The organism is Streptomyces sp. NPDC058198 (genome assembly GCF_042882605.1).
Classification (GTDB): domain Bacteria; phylum Actinomycetota; class Actinomycetes; order Streptomycetales; family Streptomycetaceae; genus Streptomyces.
In genome coordinates this window covers 110,018-124,518 of the sequence record NZ_JBHVVP010000010.1, presented here as the reverse complement: position 1 = coordinate 124,518, position 14,501 = coordinate 110,018, and the positions used below count along the sequence as shown (strand labels likewise).

Annotated in this window: 14 protein-coding genes; 10 read left to right on the top strand and 4 right to left on the bottom strand. The window is 72.3% G+C overall.

What is annotated here, in order from left to right; all coding sequences use genetic code 11:
* The first annotated feature begins 124 nt into the window (after nucleotides 1-124).
* The 7 genes from dhaK to ACFVWW_RS27050 all read left to right on the top strand — a co-directional run bounded on the left by dhaK (nucleotide 125) and on the right by ACFVWW_RS27050 (nucleotide 8,290).
* Nucleotides 125-1,117 (top strand): dihydroxyacetone kinase subunit DhaK, encoded by a 993-nt coding sequence (dhaK, locus tag ACFVWW_RS27080; RefSeq protein WP_384334746.1) that lies wholly within the window; start codon nucleotides 125-127, stop codon nucleotides 1,115-1,117.
* A gap of 139 nt (nucleotides 1,118-1,256) precedes the next feature.
* A complete protein-coding gene (dhaL, locus tag ACFVWW_RS27075) occupies nucleotides 1,257-1,862 on the top strand; it encodes a dihydroxyacetone kinase subunit DhaL (protein WP_384334797.1) in 606 nt (201 codons plus the stop codon).
* Nucleotides 1,859-2,269, top strand: coding sequence for a PTS-dependent dihydroxyacetone kinase phosphotransferase subunit DhaM (locus ACFVWW_RS27070; protein ID WP_386878099.1), 411 nt, complete (start codon nucleotides 1,859-1,861; stop codon nucleotides 2,267-2,269). Before dhaL ends, ACFVWW_RS27070 begins: the two co-directional genes overlap by 4 nt.
* Before the next feature lie 120 nt (nucleotides 2,270-2,389).
* The gene (locus ACFVWW_RS27065; protein WP_386878098.1) at nucleotides 2,390-4,411 is read left to right on the top strand and encodes an FAD-dependent oxidoreductase; all 2,022 of its coding nucleotides are present in this window, start codon (nucleotides 2,390-2,392) and stop codon (nucleotides 4,409-4,411) included.
* Nucleotides 4,412-4,455: 44 nt separating this feature from the next.
* Nucleotides 4,456-5,055: a PadR family transcriptional regulator gene (locus ACFVWW_RS27060; RefSeq protein ID WP_384185641.1), complete on the top strand. Its 600-nt coding sequence runs from the start codon at nucleotides 4,456-4,458 to the stop codon at nucleotides 5,053-5,055.
* Nucleotides 5,056-5,112: 57 nt separating this feature from the next.
* Nucleotides 5,113-6,594: an NAD(P)/FAD-dependent oxidoreductase gene (locus tag ACFVWW_RS27055; protein WP_386878097.1), complete on the top strand. Its 1,482-nt coding sequence runs from the start codon at nucleotides 5,113-5,115 to the stop codon at nucleotides 6,592-6,594.
* A gap of 169 nt (nucleotides 6,595-6,763) precedes the next feature.
* A complete protein-coding gene (locus ACFVWW_RS27050; RefSeq protein ID WP_386878096.1) occupies nucleotides 6,764-8,290 on the top strand; it encodes an SDR family oxidoreductase in 1,527 nt (508 codons plus the stop codon).
* On the opposite strand, the gene ACFVWW_RS27045 is transcribed toward ACFVWW_RS27050, so the two are convergent.
* Together ACFVWW_RS27045 and ACFVWW_RS27040 are read right to left on the bottom strand one after the other, a co-directional pair.
* Nucleotides 8,250-9,203, bottom strand: a complete 954-nt coding sequence (locus tag ACFVWW_RS27045; RefSeq protein WP_386878095.1) for a M56 family metallopeptidase — start codon at nucleotides 9,201-9,203, stop codon at nucleotides 8,250-8,252. The genes ACFVWW_RS27050 and ACFVWW_RS27045 overlap by 41 nt on opposite strands.
* A 4-nt stretch (nucleotides 9,204-9,207) precedes the next feature.
* Nucleotides 9,208-9,627 (bottom strand): BlaI/MecI/CopY family transcriptional regulator, encoded by a 420-nt coding sequence (locus ACFVWW_RS27040; protein WP_384185791.1) that lies wholly within the window; start codon nucleotides 9,625-9,627, stop codon nucleotides 9,208-9,210.
* A gap of 150 nt (nucleotides 9,628-9,777) precedes the next feature.
* On the opposite strand from ACFVWW_RS27040, the gene ACFVWW_RS27035 reads away from it, so the two are divergent.
* Entirely contained in the window at nucleotides 9,778-10,353 is a 576-nt protein-coding gene (locus ACFVWW_RS27035) for a TerD family protein (protein ID WP_386878094.1), read from the top strand.
* A 69-nt stretch (nucleotides 10,354-10,422) separates the two neighbouring features.
* Here the strand turns inward: ACFVWW_RS27035 and ACFVWW_RS27030 are convergent, their stop codons facing one another.
* A complete protein-coding gene (locus ACFVWW_RS27030; RefSeq protein WP_386878093.1) occupies nucleotides 10,423-11,712 on the bottom strand; it encodes a cation:proton antiporter in 1,290 nt (429 codons plus the stop codon).
* Between the two features lie 6 nt (nucleotides 11,713-11,718).
* Complete coding sequence (locus tag ACFVWW_RS27025) at nucleotides 11,719-12,204, bottom strand: cation:proton antiporter regulatory subunit (protein ID WP_384185625.1); 486 nt, start codon at nucleotides 12,202-12,204, stop codon at nucleotides 11,719-11,721.
* Nucleotides 12,205-12,537: 333 nt separating this feature from the next.
* Between ACFVWW_RS27025 and ACFVWW_RS27020 the strand changes: the two genes are divergently transcribed.
* Together ACFVWW_RS27020 and ACFVWW_RS27015 are read left to right on the top strand one after the other, a co-directional pair.
* Nucleotides 12,538-13,407, top strand: a complete 870-nt coding sequence (locus tag ACFVWW_RS27020; RefSeq protein WP_384185622.1) for an ABC transporter substrate-binding protein — start codon at nucleotides 12,538-12,540, stop codon at nucleotides 13,405-13,407.
* 46 nt (nucleotides 13,408-13,453) lie between these two features.
* Nucleotides 13,454-14,497, top strand: coding sequence for a siderophore-interacting protein (locus ACFVWW_RS27015; RefSeq protein ID WP_386878092.1), 1,044 nt, complete (start codon nucleotides 13,454-13,456; stop codon nucleotides 14,495-14,497).
* Nucleotides 14,498-14,501: the final 4 nt, after the last annotated feature.

The window sequence follows — 14,501 nt, the reverse complement described above, 5'->3', positions numbered from 1 at the left end:
TGTCACAGGCCGTGCCGTTCGACCGGGTTCGATCGATACTGAGTCTGAGGACAGAACGCCGCCCCGGCACCCGACTCTTCGGGGAGCAGACCATGCGTCAGGACAGCACGCTCAGGAGGCAACCGTGAAGATGCTGATCAATGTGCCGGAGACCGTGGTCGCGGATGCCCTGCGGGGGATGGCCGCGGCGCACCCCGAGCTCTCCGTCGACGTGGCCAACCGTGTGGTGGTACGGGGCGACGCACCCGTCGCCGGGAAGGTCGGGCTGGTCTCCGGGGGCGGGTCGGGGCACGAGCCGTTGCACGGGGGGTTCGTCGGGCCAGGGATGCTGTCCGCCGCCTGTCCCGGTGAGGTGTTCACGTCCCCGGTGCCCGACCAGATGGTGCGGGCCGCGGCCGCGGTCGACAGCGGGGCCGGGGTGCTGTTCATCGTGAAGAACTACACCGGCGACGTCCTGAACTTCGACATGGCCGCGGAGCTGGCCGAGGACGAGGGCATTCAGATCGCGAAGGTGCTGGTCAATGACGATGTGGCGGTGACCGACAGTCTGTTCACCGCCGGGCGGCGCGGCACGGGCGGGACGCTGTTCGTCGAGAAGCTGGCGGGCGCGGCGGCCGAGGAGGGGGCGCCGCTGGAGCGGGTGGAGGCGATCGGCCGGCGGGTGAACGAGAGCTCGCGCAGCTTCGGTGTCGCCCTGAGCGCCGTCACCACCCCCGCCAAGGGCAGCCCGACCTTTGATCTGCCCGAGGGCGAGCTGGAGCTGGGCATCGGCATCCACGGCGAGCCGGGACGCGAGCGCCGCGCGATGATGACTTCGCACGAGATCGCCGACTTCGCCGTGAACGCGGTACTGGAGGATCTGCGGCCGTCGGGCCCGGTGATCGCGCTGGTGAACGGCATGGGAGGCACTCCCCTGCTGGAGCTCTACGGATTCAACGCCGAGGTGCAGCGGGTGCTGGGCGAGCGCGGTGTGGTGGTCGCCCGTACGCTCGTCGGCAACTATGTGACCTCGCTCGACATGGCCGGCTGCTCGGTGACCCTCTGCCAGGTCGACGAGGAGTTGCTGCGGCTGTGGGACGCGCCGGTGGAGACCGCCGCGCTCCGCTGGGGCCGCTGAGCACGACAGGAAAAACTGGCACGGCAGGAACAAGGGACGGCAGGAATACAGGGCCGGCAGGGACTGCACGGACGGCAGGAACCGCAGGGAACGATCCATGTCGCGAGGAGATCACGTGCCCGATCAGAATCCCGAACGGATGCTCGACACCGACTTCTTCCGCCGCTGGCTGACAGCCGCGGCGGCCGCTGTCGAGCGTGAGGCCGGCCGGCTCACCGAGCTGGACTCGGCCATCGGCGACGCCGACCACGGCAGCAATCTGCAACGCGGTTTCCGGGCCGTCATCGCCGTGCTGGAGAAGGAGAACCCGGCCGGCCCGGGCGCCGTACTCATTCTGGCGGGACGCCAGCTGATCTCCACGGTGGGCGGTGCGTCGGGGCCGCTGTACGGGACGCTGCTGCGGCGGACGGGCAAGGCACTCGGCGACTCCCCCGAGGTCACGCCCGCCCAGCTGGCCGAGGCGCTGCGTACGGGGGTAGCGGCGGTGGCCCAGCTGGGCGGGGCGAAGGCCGGGGACAAGACGATGCTCGACTCGCTGGAGCCGGCGGTCGAGGCTCTCGGTGCGTCGTTCACCGCCGCCGCCGAGGCGGGCGAGAAGGGCGCCCTGGCGACCGTCCCGCTACAGGCGCGCAAGGGCAGGGCGAGCTATCTCGGCGAGCGGAGCATCGGGCACCAGGATCCCGGCGCCACCTCCTCCGCTCTGCTGATCACCGCCCTCGCCGACACCGCGGAGGGAACCGCATGAGCATGGAGAGGCCGGTCGGCATCGTGCTGGTGTCGCACAGCGGGCCGGTCGCCAGGGCCGTCGCCGAGTTGGCCCAGGGGCTGGCGGGCGGCGGCGTGACCGCGCCGGTGGCGGCCGCCGGGGGTACGCCGGACGGCGGGCTCGGCACCAGTTCCGAGCTGATCGTGGCCGCGGCGGCGCAGGTGGACCGGGGTGCGGGCGTGGCGATCCTGGTGGATCTCGGCAGCGCCGTACTGACGGTGAAGGCGCTGCTCGCCGAGGGCGACGAGCTGCCGGACAGGGCGCGGCTGGTGGACGCCCCGTTCGTGGAGGGCGCGGTGGCGGCGATGGTCACCGCTTCCGCGGGCGGGACGCTCGACGCGGTGGAGGCCGCCGCGGCGGAGGCGTACCAGTACCGCAAGGCCTGACGTCGCGGGTGCGCGGCGGTACGCGGGGAGATTCGCCCCACACTTCTTGTGCAACTAGTTGCACAAGAAGTGTGGGGCGGGCTACAACGTGGGCGAGACCTCACCCAAGGAGCCGCCCTCATGTCCCCGTACCCCCATCTGCTCAGCCCGCTCGACCTGGGCTTCGTCACCCTGCCCAACCGGGTGCTGATGGGGTCGATGCACATCGGTCTGGAGGAGGCGGAGAACGGCTTCGCCCGGATGGCCGCGTTCTACGCCGCGCGTGCGCGCGGCGGGGCCGGCCTCATCGTGACCGGCGGCATCGCGCCCAATGAGCGGGGCAGGCCGTACGAGGGCGGGGCCAAGCTGACGACGGAGGCCGAGGCGGGCCGGCACCGGCAGGTCACCGACGCGGTGCACGCGGCGGGCGGCCGGATCGCCCTGCAGATCCTGCACTTCGGGCGGTACGCCTATCACCAGGACCTGGTGGCGCCCAGCGCGCTCAAGGCCCCCATCAGCCGGCACGTCCCGCACGCCCTGACGGACGCCGAGGTCGAGGAGACCGTCGAGGACTTCGTACGGGCGGCGGAGCTGGCACACTCCGCGGGGTACGACGGCGTCGAGGTGATGGGCTCCGAGGGCTATCTGATCAATGAGTTCATCGCGGGCGTGACCAACCGGCGCGCGGACCGGTGGGGCGGCTCGTACGAGAACCGGATGCGCTTCCCGCTCGAGATCGTGCGCCGTATCCGGGAGCGGGTCGGCCCCGAGTTCATCCTGATCTACCGGCTGTCGATGCTCGATCTGATACCGGGCGGCTCCTCACTGGACGAGGTCATCACCCTCGCCCAGGCCGTCGAGGCGGCCGGCGCGACCCTCATCAACACCGGGATCGGCTGGCACGAGGCCCGGATCCCCACCATCGCGACCTCGGTGCCGCGCGGCGCGTACTCCTGGGTGACACAGAAGCTGATGGGCTCGGTGTCCGTGCCGCTGATCACCAGCAATCGCATCAACACCCCTGAGGTGGCCGAGCGGTTGCTCGCCGAAGGCCGCGCCGACATGGTCTCGCTCGCCCGTCCGTTCCTCGCGGACCCCGACTTCGTGGCCAAGGCACGGGACGGGGACGCCGACGCCATCAACACCTGTATCGGCTGCAATCAGGCGTGTCTCGACCACACCTTCAGCGGACGGATCACCTCCTGTCTGGTCAATCCGCGGGCCTGTCACGAGACCGAGCTGGTGCTCTCCCCCACCCGGCGCCGCAAGCGCGTCGGCGTGGTCGGGGCCGGTCCCGCCGGACTCGCGCTCGCCGTCTCCGCGGCCGAGCAGGGACACGAGGTGACGCTGTACGACGCGGCGAGCGAGATCGGCGGACAGCTCAACCTCGCCAAACGGGTGCCCGGCAAGGAGGAGTTCGACGAGACGCTGCGCTACTTCCGTAACCGGCTTTCCCGGTACGAGGTGGAGCTCCGCCTCAACACCCCTGTCACGGCCGAGGAGTTGTCGGACGCCGGTTACGACGAGATCGTCGTGGCGACCGGCGTGACCCCCCGCACCCCCGAGATCCCCGGAGTGGACCATCCGAGCGTGGTCAGCTATCTCGACGTCCTGCGCGGCGCGGCGCGGGTCGGCGAGCGCGTCGCGATCATCGGCGCCGGCGGAATCGGCTTCGACGTCGCGGAGTTCCTCACGGACGGCGGTGAGGGGGCGAGCCTCGACCCGGAGACGTACTTCCGCCACTGGGGTGTCGACACCGGCTACCACTCCCCCGGCGGGCTGCGCGCGCCCGAGCGCCCGAAGCCGCCCCGTACCGTCCATCTGCTCCAGCGCGGAACAGACAAGGTCGGCGCCGGGCTCGGCAAGACCACCGGGTGGATTCATCGCACCGAGCTGAAGCACCGCGGTGTGACCATGGTCGCCGGGGTCACCTACGACCGGATCGACGACGCTGGGCTGCATCTCACCGTCAACGGCGGCTCCACGGTGCTGCCGGTGGACACGGTCGTGCTGTGCGCGGGACAGGAGCCCCGGCGCGGGCTGTACGAGCGGCTGCGCGCGGCCGGGATGTCCGTCCATCTCATCGGCGGCGCGGACGTCGCGGCCGAACTGGACGCGAAACGCGCCATCGACCAGGGCACCCGGCTGGCCGCGACTCTCTGACCGGGGCCCGGTCCCGGGCCCGGGAGCGAATCTAGGATGCCGATATGTCCCTCCCGCATGCCATCCTCACCGCCCTGCTCGAAAAGCCGTCCTCGGGGCTGGAGCTGACCCGCCGCTTCGACCGGTCGATCGGCTACTTCTGGTCGTCCACACACCAGCAGATCTACCGGGAGCTGGGGAGGCTGGAGGGGGCCGGGTTCATCCGCGCACTGCCCTCGGCCCAGCCGGCCCGGGGGCAGAAGAAGGAGTACGAGGTGCTCCCCGCGGGCCGCGCCGAGCTGACCGCGTGGGTGTCCACGGCGGAGGACCCCAAGCCGGCCAGGGACGCGCTGCTGCTGCGGATGCGCGCCGCCGCGGTGGTCGGCACCCACGGTCTCGGCTCCGAGCTGCGCCGCCATCTGGCTCTGCATCAGGAGCAGTTGGCGGAATACGCCGGAATCGAGGAGCGCCACTTCCCGCCGGAGAAGGACGCCGAGGAGGACCGGCTGCGCCATCTGGTCCTGCGCGCCGGCATCGATCTGGAGCGCTTCTGGATCGAGTGGCTCGCGCGGGCGATCACCCAACTCGGGGACGGGGAAACGCCGTTCGAAGACTGTCCGGATGAAGACCCGACGGAGAGGGAGAAGCGGGAAAAGGGCGCATAGTTGCCGTAATCCCGGCATCACTGTGACGGGAGTACCGAACCCCCCGGAGGGACGAGCATGGTGGACTCGGCAGGCGCGGGCACCGACGCGGCGGACGGGAACGGTCCGCACCGCTCCCCGGAACGCCGGACACGTCATGCCGTGGTCGTCGGCGGGAGTATCGCGGGTCTGCTGGCCGCCCAGGCGCTCGCCGCCCACGCCGACCGCGTGACCGTCGTCGAGCGCGACCGTTTCCCCGACGGTCCCGAGCCGCGGGCCGGTGTCCCGCAGAGCCGCCACACCCATGTCCTGCTGCCCGGCGGGCAGCGGGCGCTGGACTCACTGCTCCCCGGGATCGTCGCCGAACTGCGCGAGCACGGCGCCCCCCGGCTCGGGATGCCCAGCGACCTCGTGCAGTGGCAGGCCCGGCGCTTCTACCGGCGCACCACCGCCACCGCCCATGTCCTCACCGGCTCCCGGCCGATGCTGGAGTGGCTGGTGCGGCGACGGGTCCTGGCCGACGCCCGGATCACGGCGGTGGAGGGCTCTGAGGTCGTCGGACTGCTCGGCGACTCCGCCCGCGTCCGGGGCGTACGACTGCGCGAGCGCGGGGCGAAGACCCGCGACGACGTACGGGCGCTCACCGCCGACCTGGTCGTGGACGCCTCGGGACGCGGCTCCCGCGCCCCCCGCTGGCTGGCCGCGATCGGCGCGGAAGAGCCCCACGAGGAGACACTCGACACCGGTCTCGCCTACGCGACCCGTCTCTACCGCGCCGGGGAGGACCCCGAGGGGACGGACTGCCTCGGCTACTACTTCGTCGCGGGCCGTGACCAGGTCCACGGCGGGGTCGTCCTGCCCATCGAGGGCGGCCGTCATCTCGTCACCCTCTCCGGGCTGCGCGGCAGTGAACCGCCCTCGGACGACGACGCGTTCACCGATTTCGCGGCCCGGCTCCCCCATCCGGTACTGCACGAATGGCTGCTGAGGGCTCAGCCCGAGTCGTCGGTGCACGCGTTCCGCTCGACGGCCAACGTGCGCCGCCGGTACGACCGTCCTGGCCGCCGTCCCGCCGGATTCCTCGCCACCGGCGACGCACTGTGCGCCGTCAACCCGGTGTACGGGCAGGGCATGGCGGTCGCCGCGCTCAGCGCGCTCGCGCTGCGTGACGCCCTCGCCGGTCCTCGCCGTACGCCGACGACCCGCCGCGTACAACAGACCCTGCTCAAGGCCGCACGACAGGCCTGGGACATCGCGGCAGGGGCGGACCGGGAGCTGCCGGGCGCCAGGGGCGACGCCGCCAGGACGCGCGCGGTGGAGCGGCCGGTGGCCTGGTATCTCGCGCGGGTGCTGGAGCGCGCCCCCGGTGATCCGGTCGTCGGGGACGCCTTCCGCTCCGCGTACTTCCTGATCGCGCCGGTCACCGCGCTCTTCGCTCCGCGCGTGATGCGTGCGGTGCTGTCCGGTCAGGTGCGGCCGACACCGCCGGAACCCCCGATGCGGCCGGAAGACCCGGACCGCCGAGGCCCCCGCGACCGCGCCGGCCGCACGCTCACCTGACCTCGGCCGGCTCCGCCGGACCGCCGCCGCCTTGCTGATCGTCTTTTCCGGGCACACGCTCACGTGTAGAACCCCGATCGTCCGGCCGCACGCGTGAAAGCGGTCTCCGAGGGCCGTGCGAGAACCCCAGGGGCCGCACCGGAACCCGTACCGGAACAGGGAGTGGCGCATGACAACGGACATCGAAGGCGCCGGACTGCGCTGTCTGGTGACCGGGGCCACGGGATACATCGGCGGCCGGCTGGTGCCCGAACTGCTGGACGCGGGCCATTCGGTGCGCTGTCTGGCCCGGACGCCGGACAAGCTGCGCGACCACCCCTGGGTCGGCCGCGCGGAGGTCGTACGCGGCGATGCCACCGACGCCGGGGCGGTGGGCGCGGCCATGGAAGGCGTCGACGTGGCGTACTACCTGGTGCACGCGCTGGGCACCGGCCGGGATTTCGCCGCCACGGACCGCCTGGCGGCCCGGATCTTCGCCGAGCGGGCGAAGGCCGCGGGGGTGCGGCGGATCGTCTATCTGGGCGGGCTCACCCCGGCCGGAGTGCCCGAGTGGGAGCTCTCGCCGCACCTGCGCTCGCGCGCGGAGGTCGGCCGTGTCCTCCTCGACTCGGGGGTACCGACGGCGGTACTGCGCGCCGCCGTCATCATCGGTTCCGGCTCCGCCTCCTTCGAGATGCTGCGCTATCTCACCGAACGGCTGCCGGTGATGGTGACCCCGAGCTGGGTGCGTACCGCCATCCAGCCGATCGCGGTACGGGACGTGCTGCGGTATCTCGTCGGCTGCGCGCGGCTGCCCTCCGAGGTCAGCAGGACCTTCGACATCGGCGGCCCCGAGGTGCTGACGTACCGGGACATGATGCAGCGCTACGCGGCGGTGGCCGGGCTGCCGCGGCGGCTCATCTTCCCGGTGCCCGTCCTGACGCCGGGCCTGTCCAGCCACTGGATCGGGCTGGTGACCCCCGTCCCGCGGTCGATCGCCCGGCCACTGGCGGAGTCCCTGCGCCATGAGGTCGTCTGTCACGAACGGGACATCGCGCGGTACGTCCCCGATCCGCCGGAGGGCCCTGTCTCCTTCGACCGCGCGGTCGAGCTGGCGCTGCGGCGCATCCAGGACGCGCGGGTGACCACCCGCTGGTCGTCCGCCTCGGTGCCCGGCGCTCCGAGCGATCCACTGCCCACCGATCCCGACTGGGCCGGCGGCAGCCTCTACAGCGACTGCCGCGAACTGACCGTGGACGCCTCGCGCGAGTCCCTGTGGCGCGTCATCGAAGGCATCGGCGGGGTCAACGGCTGGTACTCGTTCCCGCTGGCCTGGGCGGTACGCGGCTGGCTCGACCGGCTGGTCGGCGGCGTCGGGCTGCGCAGGGGCAGACGGGACGCACAGCGGCTGCGGGTCGGTGACTCGCTGGACTTCTGGCGGGTGGAGGCGATCGAACCGGGCAGGCTGCTGCGGCTGCGCGCCGAGATGCGGCTTCCGGGGCTCGCCTGGCTGGAGCTGCGCGTGGACCAGGACGACAAGGACCGGACGGTGTTGCGGCAGCGGGCGCTGTTCCATCCGCAGGGGCTGCTGGGGCACGCGTACTGGTGGAGTGTCTGGCCGTTCCACGCGGCGGTGTTCGGCGGGATGGCCCGCAATATCGGCCGGGCGGCCGGACTCACAGCGGCGTCGACGCCTTCAGGACGAGAAAGAGCGTGACCGTCGCGTTCGCCGAGGAGAGAGCGGAGCCGAGCGTCCCCGCGGCCGCCGCCCAGGCGGCCAGCCCCACCGCGGTGAACACCGGGGGCCAGCTGACGGCCGAGGGGGCTGGACCGAGCAGGGCGGCCACCCGGCGCGGGACCGGCCCGGCTCCCTGCGCGGCGAAACCGGCCAGCGTCGGGGTGGGGGTAGCCCGGGAGACGAGCGCCGCCTTGCCGATGGCGCGTGCCAGGACCGTGCGTTCCCCGGTGACCCGGGCCGCCTCCTCGTCCGCCCAGCGCTCCGTGGTGTACGCCACCGCGGAACGCAGCGGCCTCAGCAGCGGATTGGCCCGCGCCGCCAGCCGTACGGCCAGCAGGAACCGGTGGTGCCGCCCGCTGAGATGTGCGTGCTCGTGTGCGATCAGCGCCTCCCGCTCGCGGGGGTCCAGGCACGCGAGCATGGCCGTGGACACCACGATCCGGCCGCGCCCGCCGACGCCGTGGCCGGCTCCTGGCAGCGCGTAGGCGTACGGCTCCTCGTCGGTCAGCACGGCGAGTTCACCCTCGGGCAGCCCGGCCAGGGCCAGCCGCGCGCGTCGGCGCACCCGCCGGTGGCGCCCGGCGGCCGCCGCGCAGCCGACCGCGACCGAGGCGAGAGCGACGATGGCCAGCTTGCCCGCGATCTCGTCGTACGGGACCGCCTCCCGGACCTCGGGGTCCGACCAGGCGTCGGGCAGCGGATTGCCGGGCAGCTGCGCCGTACCGACCACCACCAGCAGCCCCAGGCAGAGGGTGCTGCACAGGGCCAGGACGCCGGCCAGCGCCGACAGCAGCCGGGTGGCGATCCGGGGATGGAGATGCTGTTCGGCCAGACGGGCGATGGGCAGCGCGGTCAGCGGCAGTACAAGCGGCAGAAAGACGAACACCCCCACCCCGTCAGCCCTCCGACCCGTCGGAACCGTCGGAACCGTCCTCGGGGAGGCCGAGGAGATCGCGCAGCAGCCGCTCGTCGTCCGGCGAGAGTGTGGTGACGAACCGGGCCAGCACGGCTTCGCGGTCCGCCTCCCCGTCCAGTACTTTGCGCATCCGCAGGGCGGCGAGCCCCGCCTCGTCCGAGGCCGCGCGCCATTCGAAGGAGCGGCCGGCCCGCTCGCGGGTGACCGCCCGCTTGGCCTGCAGCCGGGTCAGGATCGTCATCACTGTCGTGTACGCGAGGTCTCCGCCGAGGCGTTCCTGCACCCAGGAGGCCGTGACGGGCCCCGGCGCCTGCCGCAGCGCGGCGAGAACCTGGCCCTCCAGCTCGCCCTGGCCGCGCCGTCGGGGACGCTCGTCCGGACCGCCGTGCACCCTCACGATGTCTCCCTCCAGCCGCGCGGCCGCACCACGGGGCAGCCGCTCATGGTACTGAGGCCGCACCTGCCGCGCTCGCGGCGGTGCCCCTGCCGCGTTCTTCTACAGTGTTGTAGATTTTCATGACGGTCACCTCATCGACCCAGGAGGAGCAGCGTGGGAGTTTCCCTGTCCAAAGGCGGCAATGTCTCGCTCAGCAAGGAGGCGCCGGGACTGACAGCGGTCCTTGTCGGCCTCGGCTGGGACGTCCGGACGACGACCGGTACCGATTACGACCTGGACGCCAGCGCCCTGCTGTGTGACGCATCCGGCAAGGTCGGGTCCGATCTGGGGTTCGTCTTCTACAACAACCTCACCAGCCCGGACGGTTCGGTCGAGCACACCGGCGACAACCTGACCGGCGAGGGCGAGGGCGACGACGAGGCCATCAAGGTGAACCTGGCAGCCGTGCCCGCCGAGATCACCAAGATCGTCTTCCCGGTGTCGATCCATGACGCCGAGAACCGCGGACAGAGCTTCGGCCAGGTCCGCAACGCCTTCATCCGGGTGGTCAACCAGGCGGGCGGCGCCGAGCTGGCCCGTTACGACCTGAGCGAGGACGCGGCCACCGAGACCGCCATGGTCTTCGGTGAGCTGTACCGCAACGGCGCGGAGTGGAAGTTCCGCGCGGTCGGCCAGGGGTACGCCTCCGGGCTCGCGGGAATCGCGGCGGACTTCGGCGTCGGGGTCTGACACCCGGCGCCGGCGCAGCAGGGGCACAGGACGCAGGGCGCGCGTCCTGTGCCCCGTCGTTTTCCCGGGTCACCCGTGGGTGGGCGCCGTATCGGTCGTTTCCGGTGCGGTGATTCCCGGCTCGGCCGGTTCCGGCGCGGCCGCCTCCGGGCGGTCCTGCGCGGGCGCCACGGAGGCGGAGGCGGCGGGGACCGGCGCCGTGGGCGCGATCCGGCCGATGACCCGCCGGGCCAGGGGCTCCGTCCAGCGGGCGGCCAGCGGCCCGAGGATCACCAGGATGAGGACGTACGCGGTGGCCAGCGGCCCGATCCGCGGCTCCACACCGACCGCGAGACCGGCGATGACGATGGAGAATTCGCCGCGCGCCACGAGCGTACCGCCGGTCCGCCAGCGGCCCGCCGTCCTGACTCCGGCCCGTTTCGCCGCGTACCAGCCGGTGCCGATCTTCGTCGCGGTGGTGATCAGCGCCAGGATGAGGGCCGGGATCAGCACCGGCGGGATGGCGGCCGGATCGGTGTTCAGACCGAAGAAGACGAAGAAGACGGCGGCGAACAGGTCCCGTAGCGGGGCGAGCAGGTTGTGCGCGCCTTCGGCCACCTCACCCGAGAGCGCGATACCGACGAGGAACGCGCCGACGGCCGCGGAGACCTGGAGTTCCTGCGCGACTCCGGCGACCAGAACGGTGAGGCCGAGGACGACCAGGAGCAGCATCTCCGGGTTGTCGGAGGAGACCGCGCGGCTGATCAGCCGGCCGTGGCGCAGGGCCAGATAGAGGACCGCGCCGACGGTGCCGAGCGAGATCAGCAGGGTGAGACTGCCGCCGGCCAGGCTGAGCCCGGCCAGCAGGGCCGTGAGCAGCGGCAGATAGACGGCCATCGCGAGGTCTTCGATGACCAGCACGCCGAGGATGACAGGCGTTTCGCGGTTGCCCAGCCGGCCGAGGTCGCCGAGGACCTTGGCGATGACTCCGGACGAGGAGATCCAGGTGACGCCGGCCAGTGCGACGGCGGCGACCGGGCCCCAGCCCAGGATCAGCGCGGCAGCGGCGCCCGGCACGGCGTTCAGTACGAAGTCGACGATGCCCGAGGGGTACTGCGTCTTGAGATTGCTGACAAGTTCGGAGGCGCTGTACTCCAGCCCCAGCAGGAGCAGCAGCAGGATGACGCCTATCTCCGCGCCGGTGGCGACGAATTCCTCACTGGCGTTGAGCGGAAGCAGGCCGCCATGGCCGAAGGCGAGCCCGGCGAGCAGATAGAGGGGGATGGAGGAGAAGCCCATCCGTCCGGCTATCCGGCCGAGTATTCCGAGGCTCAGGATGATGGCCCCGAGTTCGATGAGCAGGGCGGTGGTCTCGTGCACGGGCGCTTATCCTCCGGTGATCAATTCGGCGACGGCATCCACGCCTTCCCGGGTACCGACGACGACGAGGGTGTCCCCCAGGGCGAAGCGGAAGTCCGGGGCGGGCGAGGGGAAGGCGTCGGTGCGGCGCAGGACGGCGACGATGGAGGCACCGGTGCGGGTGCGCGCCTGAGTGGCACCGAGCGTCCGGCCCACGTACGGGGAACGCTTGGTGACCGGGATGTGCTCGGTGAGCAGGTCGATCTCGAGGTGCTGGTGCAGATGCCCGACGGGATCGGGCATCAGGAGTTTGGAGAGCGCGGTCGCCTCGTACGGGGCGAGGGCCGTGGCGTCCTTGCAGTTGTCGTCGTCCTCGGGGTCGTGGAAGGCGAGGATGCGCCGCCCGTCCTGGTGCACGACGACCGACAGATGCTTTCCGGCGTCGGTGGTGAGGTCGTAGCGGGTACCGACCCCGGGCAGGGCGGTTTTGCTGACGTGAGCGGTGGGCTCCATGGAAACGCTCCATACGGGCGTGCTGAGTGGTCGGCGGGCACAGGTCCGGCAACGGGCCCTGTTCGACCCGGCGCCAAACAGGAATTCTGCATCATCGGGGGCATGAACCCGCAGTGCAGGCGCACTGCGGGGCTCCGGCGGGAGTCCGCGCGCCCCGGGCTGGGCAGAGAGTGGGTGGCACCCGCACGAACACCGCGCACACGCAGCACGTACACGCACCGCGCACAGGCACCCCGCACCAGCACCAGCACCAGCACCAGCACCAGCACCAGCACCAGCACCAGCACCAGGATCGGCACGAGCGGAACGACGACGAGCGGAACGAGGCGAGGCATGAACCCGAGCAACCGCTGGGAGTTCACTGACGACCGCGGCCATCTCACCGTGGCACGGAGCCACCCGGCGCGGGTGGTGGCGTACATACAGGCGGGTGCGACGCTGTGGGACCACGGTCTGCATCCGCTGGGGATCTTCGGTTCCCACCACGACGGCGACACCCCGGACCCGGCGAAGGCGGGCGACCTGCCCCTCGCCGACATGCGCTCCTTCGGCGCGGGCAGCGCCTTCGACCTGGACGCCCTCTACGCGGCCGAGCCGGATCTCGTGGTCGCCGTGAGCTACGGCGGCGGGCAGGTGTACGGCATCGACCCGGAGGCGGCGAAGCATCTGGAGGAGCAGGTGCCCGTGGTCGTCCTCGACGTGGGCAAGGACCGCTCGCTCGACGGCATCAGAGACCGGTTCACGGCGCTGGCCCGCTCGCTGCGCACGCCGTTCGAGCCCGCGGTGGCGGACCTGGAGCGTGCGGAGGCCCGGTTGCGCGCACAGACGGCGGGATCCGGCGGGCCGCGGGTGCTGGCGCTGTCGGCCGCAGGACCGGAGACGGCGTATCTGGCCCGGCCGCTGACCTGGCCCGACCTGCGGGACCTCACGGAGCTGGGGGTGGGGCTGATCGACCCCGAGGAGGGCGCCGGGGCCAACTGGCGCACGGTCGACTGGTCGGAGGCCGCCGCGCTGGAACCGGACGTCGTGCTCACCGATGTGCGCGCGAACGCGGCGCCGCGCGCACAGCTCCGGGACAACGCGCACTGGCGGGCCATCGAGGAGCGGGCCCGGATCGTGGCCTGGAATCCGGAGGCGCCGTGCAGCCACCGCGCGCACGCCCGGTTCCTGGGCACGGTCGCGGACGCCGTGGGCGGGGTGTAGGCGAGCTGTCGGTGGCGTGTCGGCGCCGGCTGCCAGCGTGGCCCGTATGACACACGACACAGACCGGTCCGGCGGCGACGCCGCGCCCCGAGCGCTGCCGGTACGGACCATCGAGGTGACCCGGGTCGCACGGATCTCCCCGCACATGACACGGATCACCTTCGGCGGACCCGATCTCGCCGATTTCGCTCTCGCCGGACCCGATCAGCAGGTGAAGCTGTACTTTCCCAGGCCGGGGCAGACCGTTCCACGGCTCCCCGGGCCCGGCGAGGACGGCGATGTGATGCGGTGGTACGGCGCGTTCCAGGCGATCGAGGAGGCGGAGCGGCCCTGGACGCGCAGCTACACCGTCCGGGCGCACGATCCGGCGCGCGGCACGATCGACATCGACTTCGTGCTGCACGGGGGTGGCGAGGGCGGGGCAGCCGGTGCGGAAACGGGCCCGGCGACCCGGTGGGCGCGGTCGGCCGCGCCCGGCGCCGTGCTCGGCATGTTCGGACCGTCGGCGTACTTCGCCACGCCCGTGCCGGTCGGGACGACCGACTGGATGCTGCTCGCCGGGGACGAGACGGCCCTGCCGGCGATCGGCACGCTCGTCGAGGCGCTGCCCGAGGGCGCCCGTGCGGTGGTGTTCGTCGAGGTGCTGGACGCTTCGGAGGAACAGCGGTTCGAGACGGCGGGGGACCTGACCGTGCACTGGCTGCACCGCGGCGCGGCCCCGGCCGGGAGCGGCGGTCCGCTGGCCGCGGCGGTACGCGCCGCGGTGTTTCCGGAGGGCTCGGTCCTCGCGTGGCTCGCGGGTGAGGCGGGCGCGGTGCGTACGCTGCGGCGCCATCTCGTCGAAGAGCGCGGGCTCGGCAAGCGCGCGGTCCACTTCGCGGGCTACTGGCGGCTCGCCCTGACCCAGGACGACGCCCCGACGGAAGCGGACCTGGCGGAGGCGCGTGAGCGCCTGGCGGACGCGCGGGCGGCCGGAGGGGTGGAGGAAGGGGCGGTGGAGGAAGAGGCGGTGGAGGAAGAGGCGGTGGAGGAAGAGGCGGCGGAGGAAGAGGCGGCGGACCGGGCGGCGGCGGACCGGGCGCGGACGTAACGCG

Coding starts and splice junctions, on each gene's coding strand:
- ACFVWW_RS27065 (WP_386878098.1), top strand. CDS start 2,390: ATGTCCCCGTACCCCCATCTGCTCAGCCCGCTCGACCTGGGCTTCGTC.
- ACFVWW_RS27055 (WP_386878097.1), top strand. CDS start 5,113: ATGGTGGACTCGGCAGGCGCGGGCACCGACGCGGCGGACGGGAACGGT.
- ACFVWW_RS27060 (WP_384185641.1), top strand. CDS start 4,456: ATGTCCCTCCCGCATGCCATCCTCACCGCCCTGCTCGAAAAGCCGTCC.
- dhaL (WP_384334797.1), top strand. CDS start 1,257: ATGCTCGACACCGACTTCTTCCGCCGCTGGCTGACAGCCGCGGCGGCC.
- ACFVWW_RS27015 (WP_386878092.1), top strand. CDS start 13,454: ATGACACACGACACAGACCGGTCCGGCGGCGACGCCGCGCCCCGAGCG.
- ACFVWW_RS27070 (WP_386878099.1), top strand. CDS start 1,859: ATGAGCATGGAGAGGCCGGTCGGCATCGTGCTGGTGTCGCACAGCGGG.
- ACFVWW_RS27050 (WP_386878096.1), top strand. CDS start 6,764: ATGACAACGGACATCGAAGGCGCCGGACTGCGCTGTCTGGTGACCGGG.
- ACFVWW_RS27025 (WP_384185625.1), bottom strand. CDS start 12,204: ATGGAGCCCACCGCTCACGTCAGCAAAACCGCCCTGCCCGGGGTCGGT.
- ACFVWW_RS27020 (WP_384185622.1), top strand. CDS start 12,538: ATGAACCCGAGCAACCGCTGGGAGTTCACTGACGACCGCGGCCATCTC.